Origin of the sequence: Marinobacter halophilus, assembly GCF_003007685.1 — a bacterium.
GTDB lineage: Bacteria > Pseudomonadota > Gammaproteobacteria > Pseudomonadales > Oleiphilaceae > Marinobacter > Marinobacter halophilus.
This window is the reverse complement of sequence record NZ_PXNN01000013.1, coordinates 64,745-77,062: the sequence shown is the minus strand read 5'-3', so window position 1 is coordinate 77,062 and position 12,318 is coordinate 64,745. Positions and strand designations below refer to the sequence as shown.

The 12,318-nt window shown below is 55.6% G+C and carries 10 protein-coding genes; 8 read left to right on the top strand and 2 right to left on the bottom strand.

Annotation, left to right across the window (positions count from 1 at the left end):
• Nucleotides 1-16: 16 nt before the first annotated feature.
• Both C7H08_RS10190 and C7H08_RS10185 read right to left on the bottom strand, forming a co-directional pair.
• Nucleotides 17-1,099: a hypothetical protein gene (locus C7H08_RS10190; protein WP_227663100.1), complete on the bottom strand. Its 1,083-nt coding sequence runs from the start codon at nucleotides 1,097-1,099 to the stop codon at nucleotides 17-19.
• A gap of 111 nt (nucleotides 1,100-1,210) precedes the next feature.
• Entirely contained in the window at nucleotides 1,211-2,044 is an 834-nt protein-coding gene (locus C7H08_RS10185) for an EAL domain-containing protein (RefSeq protein ID WP_106671643.1), read from the bottom strand.
• Nucleotides 2,045-2,764: 720 nt separating this feature from the next.
• Here C7H08_RS10185 and C7H08_RS10180 point away from each other — a divergent pair.
• The 8 genes from C7H08_RS10180 to C7H08_RS10145 all read left to right on the top strand — a co-directional run bounded on the left by C7H08_RS10180 (nucleotide 2,765) and on the right by C7H08_RS10145 (nucleotide 12,138).
• The gene (locus tag C7H08_RS10180) at nucleotides 2,765-4,249 is read left to right on the top strand and encodes a capsule assembly Wzi family protein (protein ID WP_106671642.1); all 1,485 of its coding nucleotides are present in this window, start codon (nucleotides 2,765-2,767) and stop codon (nucleotides 4,247-4,249) included.
• A 104-nt stretch (nucleotides 4,250-4,353) separates the two neighbouring features.
• Nucleotides 4,354-6,846 carry an SLBB domain-containing protein gene (locus C7H08_RS10175; RefSeq protein WP_106671641.1) on the top strand — a complete coding sequence of 831 codons (2,493 nt, stop codon included), beginning with the start codon at nucleotides 4,354-4,356 and terminating at the stop codon, nucleotides 6,844-6,846.
• A gap of 182 nt (nucleotides 6,847-7,028) precedes the next feature.
• Complete coding sequence (locus C7H08_RS10170; RefSeq protein WP_106671640.1) at nucleotides 7,029-7,982, top strand: Wzz/FepE/Etk N-terminal domain-containing protein; 954 nt, start codon at nucleotides 7,029-7,031, stop codon at nucleotides 7,980-7,982.
• 146 nt (nucleotides 7,983-8,128) lie between these two features.
• Entirely contained in the window at nucleotides 8,129-9,202 is a 1,074-nt protein-coding gene (gene rfbB / locus C7H08_RS10165; RefSeq protein ID WP_106671639.1) for a dTDP-glucose 4,6-dehydratase, read from the top strand.
• A gap of 80 nt (nucleotides 9,203-9,282) precedes the next feature.
• Nucleotides 9,283-10,167, top strand: a complete 885-nt coding sequence (rfbA, locus tag C7H08_RS10160) for a glucose-1-phosphate thymidylyltransferase RfbA (RefSeq protein WP_106671638.1) — start codon at nucleotides 9,283-9,285, stop codon at nucleotides 10,165-10,167.
• On the top strand, nucleotides 10,164-10,565 hold the full coding sequence (locus C7H08_RS10155; RefSeq protein ID WP_106671637.1) for a sugar 3,4-ketoisomerase: 402 nt from the start codon (nucleotides 10,164-10,166) through the stop codon (nucleotides 10,563-10,565). The genes rfbA and C7H08_RS10155 overlap by 4 nt, the downstream gene beginning before the upstream one ends.
• The gene (locus tag C7H08_RS10150; protein ID WP_106671636.1) at nucleotides 10,562-11,023 is read left to right on the top strand and encodes an acyltransferase; all 462 of its coding nucleotides are present in this window, start codon (nucleotides 10,562-10,564) and stop codon (nucleotides 11,021-11,023) included. The genes C7H08_RS10155 and C7H08_RS10150 overlap by 4 nt, the downstream gene beginning before the upstream one ends.
• Nucleotides 11,023-12,138: a DegT/DnrJ/EryC1/StrS family aminotransferase gene (locus C7H08_RS10145; protein ID WP_106671635.1), complete on the top strand. Its 1,116-nt coding sequence runs from the start codon at nucleotides 11,023-11,025 to the stop codon at nucleotides 12,136-12,138. Before C7H08_RS10150 ends, C7H08_RS10145 begins: the two co-directional genes overlap by 1 nt.
• Nucleotides 12,139-12,318: the final 180 nt, after the last annotated feature.

Below are 12,318 nucleotides of genomic sequence, written 5' to 3'. Positions count from 1 at the left end.
AGTCAGCTGAACGGCGTTACAGCAGGCCGTCCAGATCCATTACCTCTGTTGACCGGCGCGACACCGGCGACAGGCTGCCAAACGAGTTAGACGGCGTACGGTAGCCGTAGTTGGCGGCCCAGTGCTTATCCGAGGCGTGCATCAGCACCCGCCGGGCAACGCCATCCAGCAGGCGGTAGGCAGACGACACCTTCATTGAGCCCTCGGCCTCGGCCGCAGCTTCAAGCGCGGCGGCCAGCACATCCGGCCGGCCGAAGGTCTCAGCGGCCACTACCTCCAGCGCACTGGCTACCCGAAAGCCACGGTCAAATCCCAGCTCCCGGTTGTGTTCCAGCACCTGCCAGGGGTCTGGCGACATGGGCGGGCGGGTATCCGGCAGCAGCAGCCACACCAGCGCGCGAACTGCACTCGGCACACCGCCCCACTGCTCGTTATCAATGCAGCGCACCGCGCGCTCGGCCTGGGGCGCAATGTTGCGCGGAATGCCCGCCATGGCCCCGGAGTTGGCGTCGTTCACGATGGCCTGCAAACCGGTAACCAGCCCCATCAGAAAAGTCAGCTCGTCTTGCTCATTGAACAGAAACGGGCATTCCAGCGGCTCTGCGCCGGCATCAAAGTCGTAAGCACTCATGGCCCGCTCAAACGCCAGCAGCCGGCGCGTGGCAACCTCCGCGTTCAGCCGTTTGACCTGCTCCCGGGCGTCTCTGGCGGCGTTTACATGGCCTTCGTGGTTGGCCCGCAAGTAGGTAAGCTCGGCCTCCATGGCCTTGTACTCGGTGCAGTTCGCCGCCAACAGCATCAGCAGAGCGCCGATGCCGTCTGGCGCGGACATCACCCGGGAAAACGAGTACACCAAGGGGTCCAGAGACAAGCCCAGGGTGCAGGCCATCTCCGGATCGTTCATCTCCAGTACGTAAGGAGTGGCTTCCGCCTCCGCGTAGTTGGTCAATACTATGCCGGTGGTGGTGTACACCGGATTGGCGGAGCAGCCCACCAGGGTGAGCGCTGCGCCCGCCATCAGCAGGCGTTTGCCGGGTGCCAGTGAAGCCAGCAGGTGCAGGCTACGGTGGCAGAATCTGGTCAGCCGTGACGTGTTCATATTCTCGCCTCTTTTTTGTCATTGTCAGCGTAATCGAATAAACCATTCTATGCTTTATTATTGTGGGGCAATTATGGACAGCTCAAGCGCCAAGATCAATCCACCTGGCACTCATTCTTCCTCGTTGTTGGCGCAGAGCAAACGGCTGGGCATGTAGCTTGCCACAAACTCCACCGCCTCCTTCGCCGGCAGCGGCGGGCACAACCAATAGCCCTGGCCATAGTCACAGCCCAGCGTGCGCAGGGTTTGCCATTGGTCCCGGGTTTCGATGCCTTCGGCGGTTACCGTCAAGCCGGCCGCTTTCGCCTGCTCAATCATCTGGCCCACCCGGCGAATGCCCCACACCGTGTCTAGCCTGGCGGTGTCTTCCCGGTCAATCTTCAGCTCTGCCACCGGCAAGGTGCGCAGCCGCTCCGGGCAATTGAAGCCGGTGCAGAAATCGTCCAGTGACAACTGAATGCCATGGCCAGACAACGCCTCCAGGGTATGAATGGCCGCATCCGGATCGTGAAACGGTGCGGTTTCGGTGAGCTCGAACATCAACTTGGGGTGCGGTGCCGACGCCAGCAGCCAGGTGACCGAGCGCAGAAAATTCTCATCCTGAACACTCATCGCCGACACATTCACCGACACCGGAAACGGGCTCCAGCACAGGCGGGTGAGGGCAGGCCAGGCATTCCAGAGCTTCAGTGTTTGCTCAAGCACGTGCAAATCCAGCATGGGCGCCAGACCATGGCGTTCGGCAAACGGCACAAACTGCTCCGGCGACCGCCACCCGGCCGCCGCCTCTGGCCAGCGCACTAACACCTCCACGCCCCCCAGCCGGCCGTGGGTAAAAGACACCTTGGGCTGAAACGCCAGATCAAAACCCACCGACCGAATCACATCCCGAACATGGCCTGCGAGCTCATCTTTACCAACTTCTGTCACCGCGTGTGCCGGCATTATCGCAATCCTTTGTAAATAATTATCGGATGAAAATATGTATGCTTACTGTACAGAATGTAACAAGCCCTGGCACATGGCGTAATCCGCCCCGGCGCCCCGGCGATTTGGTCAATCAAGATACAGAAATAACAAAAAAGATCTTATTCCATAAAAATTTAGCAATCAGGGTGTAAAAACGCAAAACATCGTATAGCATAATAAATGCGAATCAAGCAAAGGGATCGGCCCCGCGCAAAGAGCTCCTCCGAGCGGCTTGATTCGCTCAGTCTCGAAGCGCTGTACTTGTTGTACTCCCCCTGCACCCCGCAGAGCGCGCTGCCGACCTGACCGAGACTGAAGTCGCTTGTTCTGCTTGCCCGCCACTGCCGCGGGCTTTTTTTTGCTCCGCACCCAACTCGCAATCTACAAAGGGGTCTGACCCCTCGGGGTCAGACCCCACCCCTCTGCCAGCGCCCATCTCCCAACCCCAGCAAACCCCCAAACAAAAAAAGCCCAAAATGTGACCAACTTAATTGCACTTCTAATTCTTTAACAATTCTTTACACTCGTAACCCCCTGATAATTGACCCATCACATCTATTGTCACTTGCGTGACACGCCCCATCCCGTAGAATCCTCAAACCTGAACTTCATCACAAATAACCTGACAAGGATCGCGTTGGGAACGCCCTTCCTGTTTTCGCCGTTATCTCCTTGTCACCAGAATATTAAGAATCTATGACCTCAAAACACTGGACCCTGGTCGGTGGGGCGGTAGCGTGCCTGAGCACCTTTTCACTGGCCGCAGCGCCCTGGCTTGAGCCGGGTGATCCGCGTGCACGCTATGCCGTACAGAAGCTGGCAGACCGCGGTCATATGAATCGCAGCGTCACCACCTGGCCAATGATGTGGAGCGCGCTGGAAGCCGGCAACCAAACCAGCATCAAAGCTGATCAGCCATCAGTCGGCCTGGCCTCCGCCTACCTGCGTTTTGAAAAAGAAGAGCAAGCCAAACCGGGTTTTCGGGGTGAGTTCAGCGCCAGCGCCCAATCCGAAATTCCCGCCATTACCGGTTTTTCCAACAACAACCTGACCAAGGCCGGCACCAGCCTTAACCTGCAATGGCTAGGCGACACCTGGGCGCTGGGCCTCAATCCGGCCTACACCAACAATCCGGATGACGACGAAGAATTCCGCCTGGATGGCTCCTACCTGGCCGCCACCGCCAGCAATTGGGTGTTCGGCGCCGGCGCCATCGACCGCTGGTGGGGGCCGGGTTGGCAGTCCAGCCTGATCCTGTCTAACAACGCCCGGCCGATACCGTCTGTGTGGATTAACCGCAACGACACCCGCGCGTTTGAAACCCCCTGGTTAAGCTGGATCGGCCCCTGGCAGTTCACCGTGATGGCCGGCCAGTACGAAAGTGACCGCGCCGTACCCGACGCCAAATTCATCGGTATGCGGTTCACCTTTCGGCCTGTTGATGGTTTGGATATTGGCCTCTCCCGCGCGCTCATGGTCGGAGGTGAAGGGCGGCCAGAGGATGCCTCAACACTCTGGGATGCGCTGATTGGCCGGGATAACTCCCAGGATGGCCCCGAAAATGACCCCGGCAATCAGTTAGGCAGTATCGACATTCGTTACGGCTTTGCTGTCGGCGAGCAATCCATGAGTCTCTACACTCAAATGATGGGTGAAGATGAAGCCGGCGCTTTTCCCGCGAAGAAGTCCTGGATGTTCGGTGGAGACTGGACCAGCCAGCTGCTCAATAGCGAACAGCAATGGTTTGTTGAATACACCAACACCTTGGCCGACGACGTTATTGGCAGTGCCGCGCCAAATGTTTCCTACGAGCACTTTCAATACCGCTCTGGCTATCGCCACTACGGCCGCAACATGGCTACCGGCTTTGACGGCGACGCAGAAGCCGTCACCCTCGGCGCGTACCACTTCCTTGACAACGGCAGCAACCTCACCGCCAAAGCCAGCTACGCCGAACTCAACAAAGACGGCGGCAACCGAACGGTGGTAACAAACGACAACGTCTTCTACACCGCCCCGATCGACAGCCAGCACGTTGCCATCCTAGACCTCGGTTATGGCACCCAGGCGTTCGCCGGCTGGCTGGATTTGACGCTCCAGGTCACCGATAAAAAAATCGAATACATCAGCGGCAAAAAAGACCAATGGTCAGCCGGCGCAAGCTGGACTTATCGCTTTTAAACAAAAGCACAATGTCCAAGGTAGGGGTCTGACCCCCTGGGGTTAGACCCCTACGCACCAGCTACCTTATGAATCCAAATTCCAGAAAACCCGGACCCAAACCCGTGAATGCTCAAAAACTCCTGATCTCCCTAGCTCTACTGTTCCCCCTAGCCACCCAGGCCCAATCCATCAGCCCGGCCCAGCTGGAGCAATTCAAACAGCTCCCCCGCGCCCAGCAAGAAGCCCTGGCCAGCCAATACGGCGTAGACCTCAACAACATCACCGGCAGCCAACGCGCCAGCCAGCGCCCGGAACAGGTCAACGTGGTAGAGCCAGTAGCCACCATTACCGATGAAGAACGTGATCGGGCTCGTGAACAAAAAGAGCAGGAAGACAAACAAACCGCCAAAAATGGCGGCCTCAAGCCCTACGGCTACGACCTCTTCGCCGGCAGCCCGACCACCTTTGCGCCGGTGACCGAAATTCCCGTGCCCTCCGATTACACAATGGGCCCCGGCGATGTGCTGCGCGTACAAATGTGGGGCAACCAGAACCAGAATCTGGAGCTGCCCGTCAGCCGCGACGGCACCATCAGCTTCCCGGATTCCGGCCCAGTTACCGTGGCCGGCCTGAGCTTTGATGAAGCCCGCCAGCAAATCCGCAAGCGGGTCTCCGAGCAATACATCGGGGTAGATGCCGCCGTCACTCTGGGTGAGCTGCGCAGCATGCGAGTGTTCGTCTTGGGTGAAGCCCGCAACCCAGGCTCCTACAGCGTCAGCTCGCTTTCTACCATCACCAACGCCCTCTACGTTTCCGGCGGCATCAAACAAAACGGCTCCTTGCGTAATGTACAGCACAAGCGCAACGGCCAACTCGTCGGCACCCTGGACCTGTACGACCTGCTCCAGAAAGGCGACAGCAGCGCTGACAACCGCCTGCAACCGGGCGATGTCATCTTCATCCCGCCCGTGGGCAAACGCGCCGGTATAGAAGGTGAGGTTTACCGTCCGGCCCTGTACGAGCTCAAAGGCGACAACACCCTGGCGGAACTCGTTCGTATGGCAGGCGGCCTGACCACGCAAGCCTACCCCCAGCGCATCAACATCGAACGCACCAACGAAGACTTCCTGCGCATCATCGCTGAGGCCGACTACACCGGCCGGCAGGGCCAGAACGCCCGCGTTCAGGCCGGCGACCGCATCCGCATTCCGTCCATCTCAGACATCACCGGCCAGTATGTGGAAATCAAAGGCGCCGCCACCCGCGCCGGCAAGTTTGCCTGGATGCCGGGTATGCGCGTGAGCTCTATACTGCAAAGCCTGGACGCAGACCTCATGCCCACCGCAGACAAGCGCTACGCGGCCATCGTAAGAACAGACCAACAAACCGACACCATCGCCGTACTGAATCTGCGCATTCGAGACGCCATCCAGAATGCCGGCAGCGAGCATGATCTGCTTCTGGAAGAGAAAGACAGAATTCTCATCTTCTCCGACGCCGGCAAAGTGCAAAGCGGAGAGCAGGGCGGCAACTACACCCGCGAGAACCTGTTTGCCCCGGTACTCCAGCGCCTGAAAGCCCAGGCCCAACCCGGTAGCCCCCAACAAACCATCCGCATCAGCGGCCCCGTGCGCTACCCGGGCGAATACCCCATGCCGGCTACCCGTAGCCTGGCCGATGCCGTCTTTGTAGCCGGTGGCCTGAAAGATTCCGCTTCTCTCTACCAGGCCGAAGTGGCCCGTTACACCACCGATGACAGCGGCATCGGCCAAACCAACATCCTCAACATCAACCTGGCCGACGCCATGGCCGGCAATGCGGACCTCAACCTGCAAAGCCGCGACACCATCCTGATCAAATCCATCCCGGACTTCGCCACCACCCGCACCGTCACCCTGGCCGGCGAAGTGCGCTATCCAGGCGAGTACACCTTCCGCGATGGCGAAACCCTCAAAGACGTAGTGCAACGCGCCGGCGGCCTCACCAACAACGCCTTCCCGACAGGCTCTGTGTTCACCCGAGCCAAACTCCGGGAACTGGAGGCCCAACGCCTGCGTGAAGCCGAAGAGCGACTGCAAGGCGACCTCCTGGGCGTACAACTGGAAGGTGATGGCTTTGGCGGCCAGAATGCTGAGCGTGTGCAGCAGGTTCAGGGTTTACTCGAAGAAGTTCAGAGCAGTCGACCATTAGGTAGAATGGTCATCGACCTCGCGGCAATTCTGGATAATGAGAATTACCAGGCCATCCGCCTGCAAGACGGCGACCGCCTGACCGTACCGATCATCCCCCAGGCCGTCTCGGTATTCGGTGAAGTACAATTCCCCACCAGCCACCTGCACCAGGCTGGCCTGACCGTGGATGACTACCTGGAACGCTCCGGTGGCCCCACCCGCCAGGCAGATGAAAGCCGGGTGTACGTCGTAAAAGCCGACGGCTCCGTAACCCTACCCCAGCGCAGCCGCTGGTTCGGCGGAAGAAGCCAGCAACTCGAACCCGGCGACACCATCATCATGCCGATCGACGTAGACCGCCTGAACCAACTGGAACTCTGGACCAACGTAAGCCAGATCATCTACCAAATGGCCCTGGGCGCAGCAGCAGTAAACAGCCTATAACCCGAACGCGAGCCGCCGGCCAGCCTCGGTCGGCCAGGGTCTGACCCCGAAAGGGGGCAGACCCATCAGGCACTAAACCAGACAAAGGCACGAAAATCGCGGCCGAACAAACAAACGGCCAGGGTCTGACCCTACGCGGTCAGACCCACCAGGCACCCAAGCTAAACCAAGGAACAATATCCGTGGCCGAACCAACCACAACACATTACCCAGACGACGAAATAGACCTAAGAGAACTCTTCGCCACCCTATGGCGAGGCAAATGGATCATCATCCTATTTACGATCGTCTTCGCCGCCGCAGGCGTCTTCTACGCCCTAAACCAGCCCAACATCTACCAAGCCAGCGCCCTGCTAGCCCCAGCCCAAAACGAAGGCGGCAGCCGAATCAGCGGCCAGCTCAGTGGCCTGGCCAGCTTAGCCGGCGTTAACTTGGGCGGCGGAGGCGGTGCCAACAAAACCGTACTGGCCAAAGAAACCCTGAAATCCCGAGCCTTCCTGACAGATTTCATACGCCGTCATGACCTAGCGGTCCCCCTCATGGCCGCCAAAGCCTGGAATATGACCAGCGAGCGCTGGATACTAGACCAAGATGTTTACAACCCGGAAAACGGCGAGTGGCAAATTGATGAAGATGGCGAAAGTCTAAAGCCCACAGACTGGGATCTGGTAAAGGAATTCCGTGGCCTGTTAGGCGTAAGCGACAACAAAGACACCGGCATGGTCACCGTAAGCATCAAAAGCCTCTCCCCGGTAGCCGCGAGAGACTGGGTAGAAAAACTGGTGCAAGACATCAACGAACACATGCGCACCCAGGATGTACAAGAAGCCGAAGCCAGCATCGCCTACCTAGAAGACAAACTGCGCCAAACTAACATTGCCGGCATGCAGCAAGTATTCTATCAGCTGATTGAGCAAGAAACCCGAACGGTAATGCTGGCTAATGCCCAGCGTGAATACGTATTCAAAACCGTAGACCCAGCCGTAGCGCCCCAAGAGAAAAGCGAACCTAAACGCGCCCTGATAGCCATAGTCGCCACCATGCTCGGAGGAATGCTAGGTATTTTCACCGTATTCCTCATAGCCTTCATCCGCTCCGGCAAAGTAGAACCTGAGCAGGCTACAAAAGGGGTCTGACCCCGAACGGGGTCAGACCCCATCCAAAGCCAGCGGCAATCACCAGCAAAAACTCCAAGCCAAGCAGTCTGCAAAGGGGTCTGACCTAAGGGTCAGACCCCACCCTTCTGCAGGCGACGATCTCAAAAGCCGAGTACAGCACCAAAATGAAACTCCTAGTCACCGGCGGCGCCGGCTTCATAGGCTCCGCCGTAATCCGCCACATCATCACCAACACCAACGATGAAGTGGTCAACCTAGACAAACTAACCTACGCCGGCAACCTCGACAGCCTGGCGGAAGTCAGCGATAACTCCCGCTACACCTTCGAACAAGTAGACATCTGCAACCGCGCCGAAGTAGACCGCGTACTGGCCCAACACCAGCCAGACGCCATCATGCACCTGGCCGCAGAAAGTCACGTAGACCGCTCCATAGACGGCCCGGCAGACTTCATCGAAACCAACATCGTAGGCACTTACACCCTGCTGGAAGCCACGCGCCAATACTGGCAGGCGCTGGAAGCCGAAAAGAAAGCCAACTTCCGCTTCCACCACATCAGCACAGACGAAGTCTACGGCGACCTCCCGCACCCAATCGAAACAGCCCATGCGGAAGAGCACCTGTTTACCGAACAAACGGCCTACGCCCCAAGCAGCCCATACTCGGCCAGCAAAGCCAGCTCAGACCACTTGGTACGCGCCTGGCAGCGTACCTACGGCCTGCCAGTAATGGTAACCAACTGCAGCAACAATTACGGCCCATACCACTTCCCGGAAAAGCTCATCCCGTTAATGATCCTAAACGCCTTGGACGGCAAGCCGCTCCCCGTATATGGCAAAGGCGACCAAATCCGCGACTGGCTGTATGTAGAAGACCACGCCCGCGCACTTTATAAAGTCGTTACCAAAGGCAAGTCCGGCGAAACCTACAACATCGGCGGCCACAACGAAAAACAGAACCTCGAAGTTGTGCACACCATCTGCGACATCCTCCAGGAACTCCGCCCGCAGGAACGGAGCTATCGGGACCTAATCAGTAACGTAAAAGACCGCCCCGGCCACGACATGCGCTACGCCATAGACGCAAGCAAAATCCAGAAAGAACTCGGCTGGGCTCCGGAAGAAATCTTCGAAACCGGCATCCGCAAAACCGTCCAGTGGTACCTCAACAATCTCGACTGGTGCCAACGAGTACAAGATGGCAGTTACCAAAGAGAACGCCTGGGCGTAACCAGCTAAGTATTTTTTGACTCAGGCTCCAAAGCATCGACGGGGGCTGTCCCAACGCAGACAGACCCTACACTACCCAAGGAGAGCAAGTGAAAGGCATAATCCTGGCAGGCGGCTCCGGCACCCGCCTCTACCCCATAACACTCGGCACCTCCAAACAACTTCTGCCAGTGTACGACAAACCCATGATCTACTACCCGCTGTCGGTACTCATGTTGGCGGGCATCCGAGACATTCTCGTCATCACCACTCCTGAAGATCAGGCTGGCTTCAAGCGCGCTTTAGGTAACGGCGAACAGTTTGGCATTAGTCTCAGGTACGAAGTACAGCCGAGCCCAGATGGCCTTGCGCAGGCCTTTATCATTGGTGAAGATTTCATCGGAAATGACAGCGTGTGCCTAGTACTGGGTGACAACATATTCTACGGTCAAGGCTTTACCCCAAAACTGCGCGAAGCGGTGCGAAAGACAGAAGAGCAGGGCGGGGCTACCATCTTCGGCTATCAGGTTAAAGACCCCGAACGTTTCGGGGTTGTGGAGTTTGATGAAAGTTTCAAAGCCGTGTCCATTGAAGAAAAGCCGGAAAACCCGAAATCCTATTACGCAGTAACCGGCCTCTACTTCTACGACAACTGTGTTGTGGATATTGCAAAAAAAATAGAGCCTAGCCATCGGGGTGAACTCGAAATTACCTGCGTAAACCGCGCCTATCTGGAACAAAGTAAGCTTAGCGTGGAATTGTTGGGGCGGGGGTTCGCTTGGCTGGATACTGGTACCCACGAAAGCCTGCTGGAAGCTGCTCAATTTGTGGAAACAATCGAAAAACGGCAGGGTTACAAAATTGCCTGCCTTGAAGAAATTGCCTTCAACCAGAAATGGTTAACAGCTGAACAAATGAAAACACAGGCAGACCAACTTAAAAAGAACGGTTATGGCGAATATCTTGCAGATCTGATAAGGGATGCGACACAATGACTTTCGTCAAAATGTTTGATTTCAGAAGATTGGGTGATGATCGAGGAAGCCTCGTTGCTATTGAAGCAAATAACAATACGCCTTTCCCTATCCAGCGTGTGTATTACATTTACGGAAGCGAATCAAATGTCGCACGTGGGTTCCACGCCCACAAAGTTCTGCAGCAATTGGCAGTTTGTGTTGCAGGAAAATGCACGATGCTACTGAATGATGGCAATACAAAAGTAGAAGTAGTGATGAACTCACCTACAAAAGGCATCTTGATTGAACCAATGGTCTGGCATGAAATGCACAACTTTAGCCCAGACTGTGTTCTCCTCGTTCTTGCAAGTGAACACTACGACGAATCTGATTACATACGAGATTACGAAGAGTTCCTGAAGCAGGTAAACCAATGAACTATATCCACCCGCTGGCAGACGTAGCCGAATGTTCCATAGGTGAAGGTACCAAAGTCTGGCAGTTTGTTGTCATACTCAAAGGCGCCACCATCGGTCAAGGTTGCAATATATGCGCTCAAACGTTAATTGAGGGCGATGTAGTGGTTGGCGACAGAGTGACAATAAAATCCGGTGTCCAATTGTGGGATGGCACAAGAGTAGAAGATGATGTATTCATTGGCCCGAATGTAACATTAACGAACGATCCATACCCACGGTCCAAAGAATACCCTAAACGTTTCTTGGGCGTGACCATCAAGCGCAACGCAAGCATTGGAGCCAATGCAACCCTTCTTCCAGGTATTCAAATTGGAGAGAGCGCGATGATTGGTGCAGGAGCTGTGGTGACAAAAAATGTCCCAGCAAAAGCGGTGATAGCAGGTAATCCAGCGAAAGTCATTAGGTATATTGAATAATGGTTCCCTTTCTAGATTTAAAGGCAATTAACGCCCAATACCGGGACGAGCTAGCAGACGCAGCCACTCGCGTCATAGACTCCGGGTGGTACATTCAGGGCACCGAAGTTAGGGCCTTTGAAGAAGAGTTCGCCGAATACTGCGGCAGTAAGCACTGTATTGGCGTAGCGAACGGCCTCGATGCGCTTATCCTAACCCTTAGGGCCTGGAAAGAGATGGGTATGCTTAACGAGGGCGATGAAGTGATCGTTCCAGCGAACACGTATATCGCGAGCATACTGGCGATAACAGAAAACCGGTTGAAGCCTGTATTGGTAGAGCCGGACGAAGTGTCATTCAATTTGTGCAGCGAAAAAGCGGCTTCGGCTATTACTCCTAGAACTAAAGCCATTGTTGCTGTGCATCTCTATGGCCAGATATCCCCCATGCCGGAATTGATGCGATTGGCAGAAGAGCACGGCCTGCTAGTACTGGAAGATTCTGCTCAGGCGCACGGAGCTTCCATAGACAGCCGAAAAGCCGGTAGCTGGGGACACGCTGCCGGTTTCAGTTTTTATCCAGGTAAAAACCTCGGCGCGTTAGGGGACGCAGGAGCTGTTACTACCGACGATCAAGAACTAGCGAAAACTATTAGGGCATTAGCAAACTACGGTAGTCATGAGAAGTATCAAAATTTGTATCAAGGGATAAACAGTCGCCTGGATGAAATTCAAGCAGCTATGCTGAGGGTAAAACTAAGGTACTTGGAAGACGAAATAGCACACCGTCGCAGTGTGGCAGATGCTTATTTAAACGGAATTTCAAATACAGAAATATGCCTTCCCTTGCAGAGCAATACTCGTCAAAAGATTCTAAGTACGCATGTGTGGCACCTGTTTGTCGTTCGCTGTCAACACCGTGAAATGTTACGAAAACATCTAGAGCGGAAAGGGATTAAAACGCTGATTCATTACCCGATACCACCGCATAAACAGGAGGCGTATCACGAGTGGTGTGTTCAGAGTTACCCAATTAGTGAGCTAATACACGAGCAAATATTGAGCCTTCCCATAGGGCCAACCTTGATTAAGAGTGATGTCGAGGCGGTAATTCAAGCGGTAAACTCTTTCCGATAAATCAAATAAGCCCATAATTAATCTTGGAAAACCTGCTTTAATACCATCATTGCCAAACGAACTAGATCAATCGCTAATGTGGGAAAAGTGCTGTCTCTGAGGAGCTAGCTAGTACAGCTACCCAGGAAAGCAAAAAAGCAACTACTGCATAGCCATGTAGTGTCATTGTACATTAAATAC